Here is a 17,840-nt window from a genome sequence, read left to right as displayed (position 1 = left end):
TTACTCGGCGCTGGCCGCGGCGCGGTCGGCGCGCCACTGCGCCAAGGTGGCGTTGGCCTGTTGCAGCTGTTGCTCCAGGCGCGCCTCGCGCAGCACCTGGGCCTTGCTGGCCTTGGCCTGGGCCGCCTGCTCCTGGCGCAGCCCCTCGATCTGCTGGGCTTGCGCCTCGCGTGCGCCCAACGCCTGGGCCAATTGCGTGGCCAGGGCCGTGGCCTCGGCGGCCTTGTCGGCCAGGGCCTGGGTGGCGGTGTCCTGATCCTTGCGCGCCTGGCGTGCCTCCACCAGCATGCGCTCGTTGTCGCGGTTCAGGCGCATCAACTCGTCCTGCTTGACGATCAGGCTCTGCTGCAACTGCCGCACTTCCACCTGCACCTGCTGCACCTGGCTTTCGTGGCGGCGCTGGTCCTGGTCGCGCTGCTCCTTCACCGCCTGGCGGTAGTGCTCCAGGGCGTCGCGGGCGTGCTGGTGCTTGTCTTCCAGCGAGCGGATGTGTTCGTCCTTTTCCTGCACGCGCAGCTGCAGGTCGCTGCACTCCTGGCCCAACCGCGCGTTGCGGGTGTGCTCGGCCTGCAACGAGGTGCGGCAGGTAGCCAGCTGCTCCGACTCACTGGCCAGGGCCTCGGCCTGGATCTCGAACTGCTGCAGCAACGCGGCGTGGGCCTTGGCGGCTTCGGCCAGGTCGGCTTCGAGCACGGCTTTCTGCAGGTCGAAACGCGCCTGGGCCTGCTGCACGTACTCGTCGCCCTCCTCCTTCAGGCGCAAGGCCAGGCGGCCTACCAGCTCGCCCAGCTCCTGGGTCAGGTGCTCGCGCGGGGCCTGGCGGCGCTGGTCGGTTTCTTCCAGCTCCTTGAGGTAGCGGTGGATGGTGGTCTTCGAACCGGTGTTGCCCAACGCCACGCGCACGGCGTCGATGGTGGGGTTCTCGCCCCGGGCCAGCAGCGCCTCACGCGCCTTTTGCACCACTGCCTTGTTGATCCCACCCCGTGCCATGCCTGCTCCTATGAAGTGTACTGCGGTATGTATTCTGTAATGGCGCGCAATATACCACGGTGCCTGGGAAAGTCGCCGTATCGGGTTTGAAACATTGACCTGGATCCACATCAGTGGTCGAATGCGCGCCAGTTTCAGGTGCCCTCAGCCGCCGTGCTCAGGGTGAAACGGGAAGCCGGTGCGTCACTTTGGTGATCAGTCCGGCGCTGCCCCCGCAACGGTAAGCGAGCGAACGCGTCAACAGGCCACTGTGCATAGAGCATGGGAAGGCGACGCGTTCATGACCCTCGCAAGCCCGGAGACCGGCCTGCAAACGCTTCAATTGGCAACCCGCGGTGGGCGGGCGCAGGCCGGTTTCCGTGGGCGTTTGCGCCCGCGATTTGCCATGCGTGTCCCTCCGGGTTCATCTTTTCCTGACTGTAGTTGGAACAGCATGTCCCGCACTTCCCTGCTTCACAGCCTGGCCCCGTGCCTGGCCTTGTCCTTGCCCGTGCACGCCGCCGATGAGCTGGCGCTGCCGGCCACCACCATCAGCGAACACGCCGACTCCGCGCTGGCCACCCCTGGCACGGCAGGCTCGCGCCTGAACCTGACGCCGCTGCAGACCCCGGCCAGTATCAGCAGCCTCGACGAAGGCGCCATCGACCAGCGCAACAACCTCACGGTGCAGGAAGCCGTCACCCGCGCCCCCGGCATCACCAGCATCGCCGCGCCGGGCAACGGCAACACGGCGCTGTCGGCGCGCGGCTTCAGCGGCCACGAGTCGGTGATGACCCTGTTCGACGGCGCGCGCCTGTACACCGGTGCCGGCACCCAGACCTTCCCGGTGGACCCGTGGATGGTGGAGCGCATCGACGTGATCCGCGGCCCGGCCTCGGTGCTGTACGGCGAAGGTGCCACCGGCGCGGTGATCAACGTGATCCCCAAGAAGCCCTTCGACGGCGCCATCAGCAACCACCTGCGCGTGGGCTACGGCAGCGACGACCGCCAGCAGGCCGCGTTCGACAGCGGCGGCTCGCTGGGCGAGCGCCTCAGCTACCGGCTGACCCTGGACCAGCAAAGCAGCAACGGCTGGGTAGACCGTGGCCAGTCGTCCAGCCTGGCCTTCAGCGGCGCCCTGCGCTGGCAGGCCAGCGACGACCTGAGTTTCACCCTGGCCCACGAGCGCGGTGACAGCCGCCCCATGAACTACCTGGGCACGCCGCTGATCGACGGCCACTACCACGACAGCCTGCGCGACAAGAACTACAACGTGCGCAACGCCGTGCAGCACTACGACGACCAATGGACCCGGCTGACCAGCGACTGGACCCTGAGCGACGCCGTCAGTGCCAGCAACGAGCTGTACTACATCAAGAGCCGCCGCCACTGGCGCAACGCCGAAAGCTACAGCTGGGACAGCAGCCAGGGCCAGTTGCTGCGCGGCAGCTACCTGGAAATCAAGCATCACGAAGAACAGTTGGGCGACCGCCAGACCTTCACCTTCGACCACAGCCTGTTGGGGCTGGCCAGCAAGACCGTGGTCGGCGCCGAGTACAACCGCATCCGCTTCGGCCTGGCCAACAACTCGCCCTACACCGACGTCGGTGGCGACTACGTAGACCCCTGGGCGCTAGCGCCGGGCTGGTTCCACAGCCAGTCGCCGTTCCAGGCGCTGAGCCAGAGCACCACTCAGACCTTCGCGCTGTTCGCCGAGAACCGCCTGCAGCTGTCGGAACGCTGGGCGCTGGTGACCGGCGTGCGCCGCGACCAGAACCACATCCAGCGTGACGACGCGCGTACCGGCACCCGCAGCGACGTCAATCTGGACGGCGGCAACTGGCGCGCCGGGCTGGTGTTCGCGGTCACCGACCAGCTGTCCCTATACGGCCAGTACAGCACCAGCCAGGACGGCGTCAGCGACCTGGTCACCCTCAACCCCACCCAGCAGCAGCTGGACCTGGCCCGGGCCAGGCAGACCGAGCTGGGCCTCAAGCAGCAGTTCTGGGACGGCCGCGGCGCCTGGACCCTGGCGGCGTACCACATCGTCAAGCGCAAGCTGTTGACCACCGACCCCATCACCCGCGACACCCTGCAGGTGGGCCAGCAGTCCTCGAAAGGCCTGGAGGCCAGCCTGGAACTGGCGTTGGCCGACCATTGGCAGCTGTCGGCGAACGCCGCGGTGGTGCGCGCCCGTTACGATGACTTCGATGAAGCGGTGGATGGCCAGGTGCTGTCGCGCGCCGGCAACCGCCCCACCGATGTGCCGCGGCGCACCGCCAACCTGTGGCTGAGCAAGGCTCTCACCGAGCGTATCGACGCCGGTGCCGGCCTGCGCTACGTGGATGCGCGCTACGCCAACACCGCCAACAGCGCGCAGGTGCCGGGGTATACGGTGGTGGATGCCAACCTTGGGTGGCAGGTGCTGCCGGACGTGCGCCTGGGGTTGCAGGTCAACAACCTGCTGGATCGGCGTTATGCGGTGTCGCAGCAGAACGACGGGGCGCAGTGGCAGATGGGGCAGCCGCGGGCGTTGTTCGTGACGGCGGATTATCGGTTTTGACGGTGGCGGGGAGGCGGGACGCGGCCTCGTAGCAACAACCGTCCTTGTGGGAGCTGGCTTGCCAGCGAGCTTTTATGGCCCCAACAGCTCGCTGGCAAGCCGGCTCCCACAGGCTACGTCCCGATGCCACGTCGATCCTTCAAATACCCGCCGGCGGCAGGCGGAAATCGGCGCGCGCGTCGACGTAGCGCAACGCCGACTTGCTGTCTTTCCAGCCCACGTAACTCATCAACGACTTCTGGTCCCAGCCGCTCTGGCTGGCCCAGTTGGCGAAGCCGCGGCGCAGGGAGTGGCTGCTGTAGGCCTCGCCGTCCAGCCCGGCGCCCATCAGCGCCTCGCGCAGCAGGTGCATCACGCTGTAAGGGTGCAGCGCACGGTCGCCCAGCCGCCCCCAGCGGTCGATGCCGCGAAACACCGGGCCGTGGGCGATACCCGCGGTTTCGAGCCAGTCGCAGTAGGCGTCCACCGGGCACAGGCGTTCCAGGGCCGGCACGCTGTAGGTGGTGCCCCGGTTGTCGCGGTCGCCCTTGCTCCACGGCAGGAACAACTGCAGCCCCTCGCCACGCCGGGCTTGAATGAACTGCACGTCCAGCCGGCACAGCTCCTCGCTGCGGAACGCGCGCCAGAAGCCCACCAAAATCAGCGCCTTGTCGCGCCGGCAGCGCAGCAGGCGCTTGGCGTCGGTGGCGGCCAGCGCGTCCTTGATCTGCCCGTCCAGCCAACGCACGCAGCGCTCAAGGCCCAGCAGTTGCAACGGCTCGGCCTGCTTTTCCTGCTGCGGGTGCAGGGTGCGGATGCCCTTCATCACCTGCTTCACCTGGGGGCTCTTGGTCGGGTCGGGGAAGCCCTGGCTGCTGTGCCACTGGGCCAGCGCGGCCAGGCGCAGGCGCAAGGTGTTGAGCGACAGCTTGCCGGCGAAGGCGGCCAGGTAACGGGCGATGGCGTCACTGGTGGCGGGCAGGAAGCCGCCCCAGGTCACCTCGAAATGCTCGATGGCCGACTGGTAGCTGCGCCGGGTGTTCTCGCGGGTGCCGGCGGCGATGTAGCGGTCTACCTCGGAAACCATGGGGTGCCTGTGAGCAAAGCGGGCCTGCAGTATACCGTAGCCGCCATGGCGGACGTAAATATGCAACTATGTAATATCTAAAAAGCTTTAGATTCCTTAAATTAATAATTACCTTAGAACAAAATCGAATTTCACAGCGCCACATCCTACCTTTATGTTCTTCATCAACGACCGACCCCACGCCAGGCGGAGGCCCTTGATAACGCTCCATTCATAAGGGAAGCACCCATGAGCATCGAGTTCATCGGCTACATTGGCGGTCACCACAGCTCCGAAATCCACCCGGCCAGCGGCCCGGTCCTGCAGGCCGACTACATCGAGACAGTCGCCCGCGCCCACGAGGAAGCCGGCTTCGACCGCGCCCTGGTGGCGTTCCACTCCAACAGCCCCGACAGCACCCTGATTGCCAGCCACGCCGCCAGCGTGACCAAAAAGCTGCAATTCCTCATAGCCCACCGCCCCGGCTTCGCCGCCCCTACCCTCGCCGCCCGCCAGTTCGCCACCCTCGACGTGCTCAACGGCGGCCGCACCGCCGTGCACATCATCACCGGCGGTGACGACAAGGAGCTGCGCGCCGACGGCAGCTTCATCGGCAAGGACGAGCGCTACGCGCGCACCGACGAATACCTGACCGTGCTGCGCCAGGAATGGAGCGCCGACCAGCCGTTCGACTTCAAGGGTGACTACTATGAATTCGAAGGCGCGCATTCGGCGGTGAAAACCGCGCAGCCGATCCCGCTGTACTTCGGTGGCTCTTCCAAAGCCGCCATCGAAGTGGCCGGCAAGCACGCCGACGTCTACGCCCTGTGGGGCGAGACCTACGAACAGGTGAAGGAAGTGGTGACCCAGGTGCGTGCCGAAGCCGCCAAGCATGGCCGCACCGTGCGCTTCAGCCTGTCGCTGCGGCCCATCCTGGCCGAAACCGAAGAGAAGGCCTGGGCCCGCGCCGAGAGCATCCTGGCCAAGGCCACCGCCCTGGCCGAGCAGCGCGGCTTCGTGCGCCGCGAGCCGCCCAACGAAGGCTCGCGCCGCCTGCTGGCCGCCGCCGCCAAGGGCTCGCGCCTGGACAAGCGCCTGTGGACCGGCATCGCCGGCCTGCTGGGCGCCCAGGGTAACTCGACCTCGCTGGTGGGCACCCCGGAACAGGTGGCCGAAGCCCTGCTGGACTACTACGACCTGGGCATCACCACCTTCCTGATCCGTGGCTTCGACCCGCTGGAAGACGCCATCGACTACGGCAAGAAGCTGATCCCGCTGACCCGCCAGCTGGTGGCCCAACGTCAGGCCCGCGTTGCCTGAAAAACCGCCTGAAACAAGGAGTGAAGATGTCCCAGGTTCGTCACCCCGAACGCCTGCGCGCCTTTATCGGCGCCCTGGCCGAGCTGCTCGACAGCGACCCGCGCGAAGGCGACAAGCTGCACCGCGGCGGCCAACTGCTGCAGCAACTGGTGAGCTTCGACGACTGGCTGCCCGAGGAATACGCGCAGCCATCGCCGGAACGCTACCAACAGTTCCTGCTGCACGCCGATTCGCGCCAGCGCTTCTCGGTGGTCAGCTTCGTCTGGGGCCCGGGCCAGCGCACGCCGATTCATGACCACCGCGTATGGGGCCTGATCGGCATGCTGCGCGGCGCCGAAGACTCGCAGAACTACCGGCGCACCGACAGCGGCGCGCTGGTGCCCGACGGCGCGCCGATCCGCCTGCAGCCCGGCGACGTCGAGCCGCTGTCGCCGCGCAGTGGCGACATCCACCAGGTCAGCAACGCGTTTGCCGACCAGGTGTCCATCAGCATTCACGTGTACGGCGCCAACATCGGCGCCGTGCACCGGGCGGTGTACCAGCCCGACGGCACTGAAAAGCTGTTCATCTCCGGCTATTCGAACACCACGCTACCCAACATCTGGGACCTTTCCAAAGAGAACCACAGCCTATGAGCCACCCCCTGACTCGTTCCTTCGCCGACATTCGCCACGCCCTGCTGCAACGCCAGGAAGTGGCGCTGGTGGACGTGCGTGAAGAGGCGCCGTTTGCCCAGGCGCACCCGCTGTTCGCGGCCAATATCCCGCTGTCGAAACTGGAGGTGGAGGTCTACCCACGCATTCCACGGCTGGACACCGCCATCACCGTCTACGACGACGGCGAAGGCCTGGCGCAACGGGCCGTGGAACGCCTGGCGCAGCTGGGCTACAGCGACGTGGCGCTGCTGGAAGGCGGCCTGCAGGGCTGGCGCGACGCCGGCGGCGAGCTGTTCATCGACGTCAACGTGCCCAGCAAGGCCTTTGGCGAGCTGGTGGAGCACCAGCGCCACACGCCGTCGCTGACCGCCGAAGAGGTCAAGGCGCTGCTCGACCGCAACGCCGACGTGGTGGTGCTGGACGCCCGGCGCTTCGACGAATACCAGACCATGAGCATTCCCACCGGCATCAGCGTGCCAGGCGCCGAACTGGTGCTGCGTGCCCGTGAACTGGCGCCGGACCCGGCCACCCGCATCATCGTCAACTGCGCCGGCCGCACCCGCAGCATCATCGGCACCCAGTCGCTGGTCAACGCCGGCCTGCCCAACCCCATTTCGGCCCTGCGCAACGGCACCATCGGCTGGCTGCTGGCCGGGCAAACCCTGGACCACGGCCAGGCGCGCCAGTTCGCCGCCACCCGCGAAGCCACCCGCCAGCTGGCCAGCGCCGACGCCCGCCGCGTGGCCGACCAGGCCGGGGTCAAGCGCGCCTCGCTCAAAGCCTGGCAGCAATGGCAGGCCGAGGCCGGCCGCACCCACTACCTGTTCGACGTGCGCACGCCCCAGGAATTCGAGGCCGGTCACCTGCCTGGCGCCCGCTCTACCCCCGGCGGCCAGCTGGTGCAGGAAACCGACCACTACGCCAGCGTGCGCGGTGCGCGCCTGGTGCTGGTGGACGACGACGGCGTGCGCGCCAACATGAGCGCCTCGTGGCTGGCCCAGCTGGGCTGGGACGTGCACGTGCTGGACGGCGTCGAGGCCAGCGCCTTCACCGAACGCGGTGCCTGGAAGCCGGCCATCCCGGCGGTGCCTTCCTATGAGGTGATCAGCCCGGACACCCTGGCCGACTGGCTGACCCAGGGCGACACCCAGCTGCTGGACTTCACCACCAGCGCCAACCACGTGAAGCAGCACATCCCCGGCGCCTGGTGGGCCCTGCGTGCAGATCTCGCCAACGTGCTGGAGAAGCTCCCGGCCGCCGAGCGCTACGTGCTCACCTGCGGCAGCAGCCTGTTGGCGCGCTTTGCCGTCGGCCAGGTGCAGGCGCTGACCGGCAAGCCGGTGTTCGTGCTGCGCGACGGCACCGCCAGCTGGCTGGCGGCGGGCCTGCCCACCGAGAGCGGCGACAGCCACCTGGCCTCGCCGCGCATCGACCGCTACCGCCGCCCATACGAAGGCACCGACGCCCCGCGCGAAGCCATGCAGGCGTACCTGGACTGGGAGTTCGGCCTGGTCGAGCAACTGGCCCGCGACGGCACCCACGGCTTCCACGTGATCTAAAAACCCTGAAAATAAATGTGGGAGCTGGCTTGCCAGCGAGCTTTTCGGCCTCAACAGCTCGCTGGCAAGCCAGCTCCCACACTGGCGGCCGCTGCTACACGCCCTATGGAGCACCTACATGCCCTTGCCTCGCCTGCTGTCCACCGCCCTGCTATGCCTGGCCGCCACCCTGGCCCACGGCGCCGACCTGCAACCGCTGAAGGTCGCCAACCAGAAGTCCACCATCAAGGCGCTGCTGCAAGTGTCCGGTGAGCTTGAACACGTGCCCTACACCATCGACTTTTCCGAATTCCCTGCCGCCGCCCCCTTGGGCGAGGCGCTGAACGCCGGCGCCGTTGACGTCGGCGCCCTGGGCGATGCGCCCTACGTGTTCGCCCTGGGCGCCGGCGCGCCGCTGAAAGTGGTGAGCATCACCCACATGAACGGCCGCTACACCACCGCCCTGCTGGTGCCCAAGGACTCGCCCATCCAGCAGGTGGGCGACCTCAAGGGCAAGCGCATCGTCACCACCAAGGGCTCCATCGGCCACCTGCTGGTGATCAAGGCCCTGCACGAGGCGGGGCTTAAAACCAGCGACGTGACCTTCGCCTTCCTGCTGCCCAGCGAATCGCGGGTGGTGCTGGAAAACGGCAGCGTCGACGCCTGGTCCACCTGGGACCCGTACACCACCGTGGCCACCGCCAGCGGCCAGGAGCGGGTGCTGGTCAGCGGCGCCACGCTGCTCACCAACCACCTGTACCTGGCGGCCACCAGCCAGGCCATCGCCGACAAGCGCGTGCAGCTGCAGGACTTCGTCGCCCGCGTCGACCGTGCCTGGCAGTGGGCCAACGGCCACCCGCGTGAATACGCCGCCGCCATGGCCAAGGTCACCGGCCTGCCGCTGGAGATCCAGCTGGCCGCCGCGCAGAACACCCACATGGAACGCGTGCCCATCGACGCCCAGGTCATCAAGGGCCTGCAGCAGACCGCCGACCTTTACCGCAGCGAAGGCATCCTCACCAAACCGGTGGACGTGTCCCACGGCTTCGACCCCAGTTTCAACGCCAGCACCCCCCTCGCCGCCAGCGCCCAGTGATTGATCAAAGGAGTATGACCATGACCCAGCAACGCCAACTCAAACTCGGAGCCATGATCCACGGCGTCGGCCACGGCTGGGGCGAATGGCGCCACCCCAAGGCGCTGCCCAACGCCAGCACCAGTTTTGCCTTCTACAAGCAGCAGGCGCAGCTGGCGGAAGCGGCCAAGTTCGACTTCGCCTTTATCGCTGACAGCCTGCACATTCACGAAAAGTCCAGCCCGCATTACCTCAACCGCTTCGAGCCGTTGACCATTCTTTCGGCGCTGGCGGCCACCACCGAGCACATCGGCCTGGTGGCCACGGTCACCGTCAGCTACACCGAACCGTTCCAGGTGGCGCGCCAGTTCGCCTCCCTGGACCTGCTCAGCGGCGGCCGCGCCGGCTGGAACGTGGTGACCTCGTGGCTGAGCGGCACCGCCGACAACTTCGGCAAGCCCGAGCACCCGGCCCACGCCACCCGCTACCGCATCGCTCGCGAGCACGTGGACGTGGTCAAGGGCCTGTGGGACAGCTGGGAAGACGACGCCTTCACCTATGACAAGCAGACCGGCCAGTTCTTCGACCCGGCCAAGCTGCATACCCTGGGCCACAAGGGTGAGTTCTTCGCGGTCAAGGGCCCGCTGAATATCGCCCGCTCGCCCCAGGGCCAGCCGCCGATCTTCCAGGCCGGCACCTCGGAAGACGGCCGCCACTTCGCCGCCGGCAACGCCGACGCGATCTTCGTTCACGGCGAGAACTTCGAACAGGCCAGCGCCTACTACCAGGACCTCAAGCGCCGCGCCGCCGAGGCCGGCCGCGACCCGCACAAACTGGCCATCCTGCCTGGCATCCGTCCCATCGTCGGCCGTGACGAGGCCGAGGTGGAAAGCCGCTACCAGCAGGCCGTGGACCTGGTCAGCATCGAGGACGCCATCGTCGCCCTCGGCCGGCCGTTCAACGACCATGACTTCAGCCAATACCCGCTGGACGCGCCCTTCCCCGACGTCGGCCACCTGGGCGCCAACAGCCACAAGGGCAGCAGCGAGCGCATCATCGAACTGGCGCGCGAGCACGACTGGACACTGCGCGAGGTGGCGCTGTATTTCTCGCGGCCCAAGCGTGACTTCGTCGGCACGCCTGCGCAGGTCGCCGACCACATCGAGCACTGGTTCAAGGCGGGCGCCGCCGATGGCTTCATCATCAACTCGGTGCTGCCCGACGGCCTGCAGTACTTCACCGAACTGGTGGTGCCGGTGCTGGTGCAGCGCGGCCTGTTCCGCAGCGCCTACACCGGCAGCACCCTGCGCGAGCACCTGGGCCTGGCCGTGCCGGCCAACCGCAACGCCGCGCCGGCCGCCGCCAGGGCGCCCGCCGAGGAAGAACTGGCATGAGCGAATTCAGCTACCGCACCCTGCTGCCGACGCTGACCGCGCAACTGGCCGCCAGCGCCGAGCTGCACGACCGCACCGGGCAGTTCCCGGCAGCCAACTTCGCCCTGCTGCACCGCCACGGCCTGCTGGGCTACACGGTGCCCACGACCTACGGCGGTGGCGGCGCCACCCTGGCCCAGGCGCGCGACGTGATCGCCGCCGTGGCCCGGGGCGAGCCGTCCACGGCGCTGATCCTGGTGATGCAGTACCTGCAGCACGCGCGGCTGCCGTTCAGCAACTGGCCCGAGGCGCTGCGCCAACGGGTCAGCGAGGACGCGGTGCGCAACGGCGCGTTGATCAACGCCCTGCGCGTGGAGCCCGACCTGGGCACCCCGGCGCGCGGCGGCCTGCCCGCCACCATCGCCCGGCGCACGCTGGAAGGCTGGCGCCTGAGCGGCACCAAGATCTATTCCACCGGCAGCCACGGCCTGAGCTGGTACAGCGTGTGGGCGCGCAGCGACGACGCCGACCCGCTGGTGGGCGCCTGGCTGGTGCACCGCGACACCCCGGGCATCGCCATCGTCGACACCTGGGACCACTTGGGCATGCGCGCCACCTGCAGCCATGAGATCACCTTCGATGACGTGCTGGTGCCGCTGGACCACGCCGTCAGCGTCAGCCCGGCCAGCGCCCCGGCGGCTGAACTGGACGCCCAGGGCCTGCTGTGGATGGCGGTGCTGTTGTCTGCCGTGTACGACGGCGTGGCGCAGTCGGCCCGCGACTGGCTGGTGCAGTGGCTCACCGAGCGCACGCCTTCCAACCTCGGCGCGCCGCTGTCAAGCCTGCCGCGCTTCCAGGAAACCGTCGGCCAGATCGACACCCTGCTGTTCAACAACCGCAGCCTGCTGGACGCCGCCGCCCAGGGCCTGACCGCGCCGCAGCACGCCGCGCAGATCAAGTACCTGGTCACCGACAACGCCATCCGCGCGGTGGAGCTGGCCATCCAGGCCTCGGGCAACCCCGGCCTGTCGCGCCACAACCCGCTGCAACGGCACTACCGCGACGTGCTCTGCAGCCGCGTGCACACGCCGCAGAACGACGCCATTTTCACCGGCGTCGGCAAGGCCGCCTTCGCCGCATTCAGCACAGGAGTCACGCCATGAGCGACCTGGTCATCGCCAGCCAGCTGGACGCGCCGTTCAACCAGGCTTTGCGCGAGCGCCTGGCCAAGACCCACCCTGGCGTGAAGGTGATAGAGGTGCCGGTGGGCGTGCCCAGCGACCTGCCGCCCGAAGCGCGCATTCTCATGGGCCGGCCCATCAACGTGCGCGGCTACCAGGCCCCGGACACCCCGCCGCCGGGCTGGCCCTACGGCCTGCGCTGGATTCAGCTGGCGTCCTCGGGCATCGATTTCTACCCGGCGTGGCTGTTCGACGGCCTGCCGGTGACCACCGCGCGCGGCAGTGCCAGCGACCCCATCGCCGAGTTCGCCCTGGCGGCGATTTTCGCCCGCAACAAGCACCTGCCCGACATTTGGGTGAACAACGCCGACTGGCAGTTCACCGCACTGACGCCGGTGAAGGGCCAGACCCTGGGCATTCTTGGTTTCGGCTCCATTGGCACGGCCCTGGCGCACAAGGCCCAGGCCCTGGGCCTGCGGGTGATTGCCCTGCGCCAGAGCGACGCGCCGCTGGGCGTGGCTGGCGTGGAGACGGCGCGTGACATTCACCACCTGTTCGCCGAATCAGATCATTTGGTCGTGGCCGCGCCGCTGACGCCGGACACCCGCCACCTGATCAATGCCGATGTGCTGGCCAGCGCCAGGCCGGGGCTGCACCTGATCAACGTCGCCCGTGGCGGGCTACTGGACCAGGACGCGCTGCTGCACGCCCTGGACCATGGGCCGCTGGGCTTCGCCACCCTGGACGTCACCGAACCCGAACCGCTGCCTGACGGCCACCGCCTGTACAGCCACCCCAAGGTGCGCCTGTCGCCGCACACCTCGGCCATATCCACCCGCGGCGCCGAGGCGATTGCCGATATCCTGCTGGATAACCTCGACCGTTTCCTCACCGAACAGCCCCTGCACAACCTGGCTGACCGCGTACGCGGGTATTGACCAACACCGCGTCCAAGACCCCAAAATCCCCGTAGCAGCGGCCAAAGGCCGCGTTCAAGCCCCACCCAAATCCCCCCGTAGCAGCTGCCGAAGGCTGCGTCCCAGGGCCCACACGAAAATGGCGGAAGGCAGCCGGAGTCGAACCTGCCCGGGAACGGCTGCCGTCCCCAACCGGGTTTGAAGCCCGGCCGCGCCACCGGGCGCGATTGCCTTCCTGTAAAGGGTTCAGCCGTCCTGCGCCAAGGGGTTTTCCAGGCGCAGGCGGCGGTGTTCGCCCAGCCTGCGGGTCAGGCCGATGCGGTCGAAGAATTCCAGCACCTGGATGCTGCGCTTGCGGCCCAGGCCCACCCGGTCACGAAACGCGGTGACCTGAATATCCGGCCCCAGCCCGTGCAGTTGCCTCAGCATAGCCGCCATTTGCCGCAACGTAGCGTCGGGGTAAAACAGATCCTTGACCACCTGGTGCACCTGCCCAAGCCTCGCCAGCTTGCGCAGCAGCAGGCGCACGCTGGCGTCGTCGTGGCCAGTGGCGCTGGCCAGCTCGCGCACCCAGGGCGGGTCCATGCCGCCCGCCTCCAGCAACGGCCGCAGTTGCTGCCACAAGGCATCGTCGGCAGCGTTCAATTGCGGCTGGTGGCCGGGCAGGTGCAACCACGGCCCGCTGGCCAGCAGCGCCCCTTCACCCAGCAGTTCCTCCAGCAGGCTGATGTAGGCCGGGCGCTCCACCGGCAAGGCGGCGAAGCGTCGTAGCCGGTCGCGGTCGGGGCCCATCTGGTCGGCTTCCAGCTCATGAAAGCGCTCGAGGTGTGCCAGCAGCGCCACCTTCAGCGACTGCCAGCGCTGTTCGTTGAACAGCAACGGCCCCTGCCGCGTGGCCACCACCCGCACGCCGGGCGGCAGCCGCCAGGTCTCGCGCGGGCGGTTGAACTGGCGTTCCAGGCGCTGCGGGTCGAGGCCGCTGCCGTTGTGGGCCAGCAGCATCGGCAAGGCGCCTTCAAGGCTGGTGGCGCTGGCCAAAACCTGCAACTGCGCCAGCCTTGCCGGGCTGCGGCGCTGGCGTGACGGCGCGAACGGGTCCAGCACGCGGCCGCCGCCCAGGGTGCGCTGGGCGCTCTGGTCGCGCAGCACCAGGCGGTCGCCGCGCACCGCCTGCATGGGCGCGTTCACCAGCAGTTGCGCGAGCATGCTGGCGCCGGGGGCCAGGCTGCTGCCCTCCAGCAGTGCCACCCGCGCGGTGACGTCCTGGGTGCCCAGGTGCACGTGCACCGGGCTGAAATGCTCGAAGGCCCTGGCTTCGCTGGCCAGCAGCTGCAGCTCGATGTCGATGCGCTGGCTGGGCGCGAACAACCATTCGGGCACCAGCCAGTCGCCGCGGTGGATGTGCGCCAGGGCCAGGCGCTCGCCGGCAAGGTTCAGTGCCACCCGTTGCCCGGCCAGGGCCTGGCCGGCCGCCTGATTCTGGGCGTGCAGGCCGCGCACTTTCACCGGGCGGCCTTCGGCGCCCAGCAGCAGCGCGTCGCCCACTTGCACCTGGCCGGCGATGGCCGTGCCGGTCACCACGATGCCCGCGCCCGGCACCGTGAACGCGCGGTCGATGGCCAGGCGAAAGCCACCGCTGTCGCGGGCCTGGCGCATTTCGCGCTGCATCATCACCAGGGTCTTGAGCAGCGTATCGATGCCGGCGCCGGTGACGCTGGACACAGGAATGCGCCGCGCCGCCGCGTAGGGCCCGTCGGCCAACAGCCGATCGACCTGGGCCTGCACTTCGCGCACGCGCTCCGGCGGCACCCGGTCGCACTTGGTGATGGCCACCAGCGCCTGGGGAATGCCCAGCAGTTGGACGATGGCCAGGTGTTCCAGGGTCTGCGGCATGATGCCGTCGTCGGCGGCCACCACCAGCAGCACCAGGTCGATGCCCTGGGCGCCGGCGAGCATGTTGTGGACGAAGCGCTCGTGGCCGGGCACGTCGATGAAGCCGGTCAGCGGGGCGTCACGTTCCAGCGCCGCGTACTGGTAGCCCAGGTCGATGGTGATGCCGCGCTCGCGCTCCTCGCGGCGGCGGTCGCCGGCCTGCCCGGTGAGCGCCGCCAGCAGCGCGGTCTTGCCGTGGTCGATGTGGCCGGCGGTGCCAATGATCACGGTGCGGCCCACCCGGGCAACTGCGCCAGGAACGCCGGTTCATCGTCCAACTGGCGCACGTCCAGCCACAAGGCGTCGTCGTCCAGGCGCCCCAGCACCGGAATCGGCAGGCCGCGCAGGCGCGCCTCCAGGCCAAGCAACTGGCGCCCGCGCAGGCGCTTGGACACCTGCGGGCGCAGGCACAGCGCCGCGCCGGGCAAGCGCGCCACCGGCTGGCTGCCGCTGCCGATCATGCCCAGCGCCGGTTCGGCGGCCACCGTCCAGCCCTCCCCCAGCACCTGCGCCACGGCAGGGCGCAGGCGCTCGGCCTGGGCCTGCAGTTGCTGCGGTGGGCGGGTCAACAAGTGCAGGCTGGGCAGGCGTTCGGCCAGGCGGTCGGGGTCGCGGTACAGGCCCAGCACCGCTTCCAGCGCCGCCAGGGTCAGCTTGTCGACCCGCAGCGCGCGCTTGAGCGGGTTCTTCTTGATCTTCGCGATCAGCTCCTTGCGGCCCACGATCAGCCCCGCCTGCGGGCCGCCCAGCAGTTTGTCGCCGCTGAAGGTGACGATGTCGGCGCCGTCGGCCAGGGCCTGGCGCACCGTGGGCTCGGCGGGCAGGCCCCAACGCGTCAGGTCCAGCAGGCTGCCGCTGCCCAGGTCCTCCAGCAGCGGCAGGCCGTGCTGGTGGGCCAGCTGCGCCAGCTCGGCGGTGGGCACCTGGGCGGTGAAGCCCTGGATGCTGTAGTTGCTGCTGTGCACACGCATCACCAGGCCGCTGCGCGGGTTGACGGCAGCCTCGTAGTCTCGAGCATGGGTGCGGTTGGTGGTGCCCACCTCGTGCAGCTTCACCCCGGCGCGGGCCATGATGTCGGGGATGCGAAAGGCGCCGCCGATCTCGATCAGCTCGCCGCGCGAGATAATGCCCTCTTTGCGTGCGCCCAGGCTGTTGAGGGCCAGCAGCACCGCGGCGGCGTTGTTGTTGACCACCGTCACCGCCTCGGCGCCGGTCAGCTCGCGAATCAGGCCCTCGATCAGGTCGTCGCGGTCGCCGCGCTTGCCGGTGGCCAGGTCGAATTCCAGGTTCAACGGGTAGCGCGCCGCGGCCAGCACCGCCTCGATCGCCACTTCGGGCAACAGCGCCCGCCCCAGGTTGGTGTGCAGCACCGTGCCGGTGAGGTTGAACACCCGGCGCACGCGGCTCTGGTGCTGCACATGCAGCCGCTCGCTAACGCGGCCCAGCAGCACCTCAGGCGTGTGTTCCACAGCGTGCGAAGCCTCGCCCTGGCGCAGGTCATCGAGCAGCCCACGCAACGCTTCAAGGGTGGCCGGACGGCCGTAGCGGTCGAGCAAAGGCAGGCAGGCAGCGTGGCGCAACAGGCTGTCGACCGAGGGCAGGCGCGGTGGCATCAGGGGGCTCCGGTGTGAATACCCCCACAGCGTAGCCGGTGACAGATTTCCTGCCTGTTGGTTCTGCAAGGGGCGGTGCGCGGCCGCGATCCTGAAAATGGGCCTTCATCAATGAGGAGCAGCATCATGTCCACACAAGCACGCAACCCACAGGCCATCGACGACTTCGTACGCTGGGAGTTCGAGGGCGGCAACGCCTTCAAGGCCGACGACATCGAGTTCTCCCATAACGGTACCGACTGGGCACTCAGGGCTCACTACAAGCGCGGGCAGATCGGTGAAAGCCATGCGGTATGGCTGTTTATCCGAGGCGCGGCCGGCCAGCCGCTGAACGGAATTTTCAACCTCGATGAGTTCCTGGCCCCCAACAGGGACGCGTTTTGCTACTTCCTTGAGGAAGTTGCAGAGGGAAACTTTGAATCCTACACCCCCACCGGCCAGGTCCAGTTCGAAATCAAACCGGATGGCGTCAGCACCGGCCAGATCACCGCATTGATCGGGCTGGACCTGAAATTGAATGTCAGCTTCAGCGTGGCGCAAACTGCCACGGGCATTCCACATACCGTTCCAGCCACTGAGGAAAAAGTGCAGGCACTGCGCGCCAAAAACTTGAAAGCCTAAACCCCACAAGCCCCCGTAGCAGCGGCCACCAGGCCGCGTCCGAGGCCCTGCGCAATATGAGCGACGGCGGGGTTGCCGGACGCAGCCTGGCGGCAGCTGCTACGGGGGCAGGTCGATGCTGGCCAGTGGCCTCCTGTCAAACCTACCAGTATCGCCCTATGCGCCGCTTCGCTACGGTGTGGCTAACCCCACACCAAGGGCGCGCCATGCAATATCTCACCCACTACGACTCCGCCCGACGTTTGCTGTGGGGGTATTTTGCCCCGCTGGCGGTGCCCAGTTTCACGTCCCAGCTGCTGGACGATGTGCAGGCGCACGAGCAATCGCTGGACACCGCCGAAGGCCCGCTTCGTACCAGTGCCTTTCAGCCCGTGAATTACTATGCCTGGGCCTCGCGAACACCAGGCTACTTCAGCCTGGGTGGCGACCTGGCACATTTCGTCGACTGCATCGAACGGCGCGACCACGGCGTTTTGCTGGCCTACGCGACGCAGTGCGTGGATATCCTGCACCGGCGGATAATGCACTATCAGGCTTCGCCGCTGATTACCCTGGCACTGGTGCAAGGCCCGGCGCTGGGCGGTGGGCTGGAAGCGGCGCTGGCCAATGATGTGCTGATAGCCGAGGAGCACGCCACCTTCGGCTTTCCGGAAATCCTGTTCAACCTGTTCCCCGGCATGGGCGGCTACAGCCTGCTGCGCCGGCGCATCGGCATGCGTGCCACCGAGGCGATGATGGGTGGCGGCGCCACCTACTCGGCCCAGGCGTGCCTGGCCATGGGGGTTGTCGACCGGGTGGTGCCCACCGGCACGGGCGTGGCCGCGCTACACGCCTTCGTCGACGAAACCCAGGCACGCCACAACGGCCTTGCGGCGATGCATGCGGCGCGAGAGGTGGCCATGCCCATCAGCCATGAGGAATTGCTGACCATCACCGCCCAGTGGGTGGACGCCGCGTTGCGTCTGTCGCCAGCGAACCTGGTGCACATGAAGCATCTGGTGCAACGGCAACGCACGCGCCTGGCGCCCCAGCCCTGA

General features: G+C 68.2%; 14 protein-coding genes, 1 tRNA gene and 1 riboswitch. Of the genes, 10 read left to right on the top strand and 5 right to left on the bottom strand.

The window, feature by feature from the left end; all coding sequences use genetic code 11:
* Entirely contained in the window at positions 1 to 990 is a 990-nt protein-coding gene (locus ACWKWX_RS21300; RefSeq protein ID WP_483828836.1) for a DNA-binding protein, read from the bottom strand.
* 119 nt (positions 991 to 1,109) lie between these two features.
* Positions 1,110 to 1,315: riboswitch (cobalamin riboswitch) on the top strand.
* Between the two features lie 108 nt (positions 1,316 to 1,423).
* Between ACWKWX_RS21300 and ACWKWX_RS21295 the strand changes: the two genes are divergently transcribed.
* Entirely contained in the window at positions 1,424 to 3,532 is a 2,109-nt protein-coding gene (locus ACWKWX_RS21295) for a TonB-dependent receptor (RefSeq protein WP_483828835.1), read from the top strand.
* A gap of 139 nt (positions 3,533 to 3,671) precedes the next feature.
* Here the strand turns inward: ACWKWX_RS21295 and ACWKWX_RS21290 are convergent, their stop codons facing one another.
* Positions 3,672 to 4,598: a site-specific integrase gene (locus tag ACWKWX_RS21290; protein ID WP_483828834.1), complete on the bottom strand. Its 927-nt coding sequence runs from the start codon at positions 4,596 to 4,598 to the stop codon at positions 3,672 to 3,674.
* Positions 4,599 to 4,826: 228 nt separating this feature from the next.
* Between ACWKWX_RS21290 and ACWKWX_RS21285 the strand changes: the two genes are divergently transcribed.
* The 7 genes from ACWKWX_RS21285 to ACWKWX_RS21255 all read left to right on the top strand — a co-directional run bounded on the left by ACWKWX_RS21285 (position 4,827) and on the right by ACWKWX_RS21255 (position 12,658).
* Positions 4,827 to 5,897 carry an LLM class flavin-dependent oxidoreductase gene (locus tag ACWKWX_RS21285; protein ID WP_483828833.1) on the top strand — a complete coding sequence of 357 codons (1,071 nt, stop codon included), beginning with the start codon at positions 4,827 to 4,829 and terminating at the stop codon, positions 5,895 to 5,897.
* Between the two features lie 26 nt (positions 5,898 to 5,923).
* Positions 5,924 to 6,532, top strand: a complete 609-nt coding sequence (locus ACWKWX_RS21280) for a cysteine dioxygenase family protein (RefSeq protein WP_473002270.1) — start codon at positions 5,924 to 5,926, stop codon at positions 6,530 to 6,532.
* On the top strand, positions 6,529 to 8,112 hold the full coding sequence (locus tag ACWKWX_RS21275; protein ID WP_483828832.1) for a rhodanese-related sulfurtransferase: 1,584 nt from the start codon (positions 6,529 to 6,531) through the stop codon (positions 8,110 to 8,112). The genes ACWKWX_RS21280 and ACWKWX_RS21275 overlap by 4 nt, the downstream gene beginning before the upstream one ends.
* Positions 8,113 to 8,230: 118 nt before the next feature.
* Positions 8,231 to 9,187 carry an ABC transporter substrate-binding protein gene (locus tag ACWKWX_RS21270; RefSeq protein ID WP_476298291.1) on the top strand — a complete coding sequence of 319 codons (957 nt, stop codon included), beginning with the start codon at positions 8,231 to 8,233 and terminating at the stop codon, positions 9,185 to 9,187.
* A 20-nt stretch (positions 9,188 to 9,207) separates the two neighbouring features.
* Entirely contained in the window at positions 9,208 to 10,560 is a 1,353-nt protein-coding gene (locus ACWKWX_RS21265; protein WP_483828831.1) for an LLM class flavin-dependent oxidoreductase, read from the top strand.
* Positions 10,557 to 11,702 carry an acyl-CoA dehydrogenase family protein gene (locus ACWKWX_RS21260; RefSeq protein WP_483828830.1) on the top strand — a complete coding sequence of 382 codons (1,146 nt, stop codon included), beginning with the start codon at positions 10,557 to 10,559 and terminating at the stop codon, positions 11,700 to 11,702. Before ACWKWX_RS21265 ends, ACWKWX_RS21260 begins: the two co-directional genes overlap by 4 nt.
* Entirely contained in the window at positions 11,699 to 12,658 is a 960-nt protein-coding gene (locus ACWKWX_RS21255) for a D-isomer specific 2-hydroxyacid dehydrogenase family protein (RefSeq protein ID WP_483828829.1), read from the top strand. Before ACWKWX_RS21260 ends, ACWKWX_RS21255 begins: the two co-directional genes overlap by 4 nt.
* 119 nt (positions 12,659 to 12,777) lie before the next feature.
* Here the strand turns inward: ACWKWX_RS21255 and ACWKWX_RS21250 are convergent.
* The 3 genes from ACWKWX_RS21250 to selA form a co-directional block, all read right to left on the bottom strand.
* Positions 12,778 to 12,873, bottom strand: a tRNA-Sec gene (locus ACWKWX_RS21250).
* A gap of 10 nt (positions 12,874 to 12,883) precedes the next feature.
* Complete coding sequence (gene selB, locus ACWKWX_RS21245; RefSeq protein WP_483828828.1) at positions 12,884 to 14,797, bottom strand: selenocysteine-specific translation elongation factor; 1,914 nt, start codon at positions 14,795 to 14,797, stop codon at positions 12,884 to 12,886.
* Entirely contained in the window at positions 14,794 to 16,182 is a 1,389-nt protein-coding gene (gene selA / locus ACWKWX_RS21240; protein WP_483828827.1) for an L-seryl-tRNA(Sec) selenium transferase, read from the bottom strand. The genes selB and selA overlap by 4 nt, the downstream gene beginning before the upstream one ends.
* Before the next feature lie 126 nt (positions 16,183 to 16,308).
* On the opposite strand from selA, the gene ACWKWX_RS21235 reads away from it, so the two are divergent.
* On the top strand, positions 16,309 to 16,803 hold the full coding sequence (locus ACWKWX_RS21235; protein ID WP_483828826.1) for a hypothetical protein: 495 nt from the start codon (positions 16,309 to 16,311) through the stop codon (positions 16,801 to 16,803).
* A 56-nt stretch (positions 16,804 to 16,859) separates the two neighbouring features.
* A complete protein-coding gene (locus tag ACWKWX_RS21230; protein ID WP_483828825.1) occupies positions 16,860 to 17,840 on the top strand; it encodes a crotonase/enoyl-CoA hydratase family protein in 981 nt (326 codons plus the stop codon).

The organism is Pseudomonas imperatae (genome assembly GCF_057128625.1).
Note: the sequence above shows the minus strand (reverse complement) of the source record. Positions and strands in the feature narration are given on the sequence as shown.

What these genes read in the sequence shown, in the direction of transcription:
- ACWKWX_RS21300 (WP_483828836.1), bottom strand. Translation starts at nt 990, where the DNA reads ATGGCACGGGGTGGGATCAACAAGGCAGTGGTGCAAAAGGCGCGTGAG.
- ACWKWX_RS21295 (WP_483828835.1), top strand. Translation starts at nt 1,424, where the DNA reads ATGTCCCGCACTTCCCTGCTTCACAGCCTGGCCCCGTGCCTGGCCTTG.
- ACWKWX_RS21290 (WP_483828834.1), bottom strand. Translation starts at nt 4,598, where the DNA reads ATGGTTTCCGAGGTAGACCGCTACATCGCCGCCGGCACCCGCGAGAAC.
- ACWKWX_RS21285 (WP_483828833.1), top strand. Translation starts at nt 4,827, where the DNA reads ATGAGCATCGAGTTCATCGGCTACATTGGCGGTCACCACAGCTCCGAA.
- ACWKWX_RS21280 (WP_473002270.1), top strand. Translation starts at nt 5,924, where the DNA reads ATGTCCCAGGTTCGTCACCCCGAACGCCTGCGCGCCTTTATCGGCGCC.
- ACWKWX_RS21275 (WP_483828832.1), top strand. Translation starts at nt 6,529, where the DNA reads ATGAGCCACCCCCTGACTCGTTCCTTCGCCGACATTCGCCACGCCCTG.
- ACWKWX_RS21270 (WP_476298291.1), top strand. Translation starts at nt 8,231, where the DNA reads ATGCCCTTGCCTCGCCTGCTGTCCACCGCCCTGCTATGCCTGGCCGCC.
- ACWKWX_RS21265 (WP_483828831.1), top strand. Translation starts at nt 9,208, where the DNA reads ATGACCCAGCAACGCCAACTCAAACTCGGAGCCATGATCCACGGCGTC.
- ACWKWX_RS21260 (WP_483828830.1), top strand. Translation starts at nt 10,557, where the DNA reads ATGAGCGAATTCAGCTACCGCACCCTGCTGCCGACGCTGACCGCGCAA.
- ACWKWX_RS21255 (WP_483828829.1), top strand. Translation starts at nt 11,699, where the DNA reads ATGAGCGACCTGGTCATCGCCAGCCAGCTGGACGCGCCGTTCAACCAG.
- selA (WP_483828827.1), bottom strand. Translation starts at nt 16,182, where the DNA reads ATGCCACCGCGCCTGCCCTCGGTCGACAGCCTGTTGCGCCACGCTGCC.
- ACWKWX_RS21235 (WP_483828826.1), top strand. Translation starts at nt 16,309, where the DNA reads ATGTCCACACAAGCACGCAACCCACAGGCCATCGACGACTTCGTACGC.
- ACWKWX_RS21230 (WP_483828825.1), top strand. Translation starts at nt 16,860, where the DNA reads ATGAGCGACGGCGGGGTTGCCGGACGCAGCCTGGCGGCAGCTGCTACG.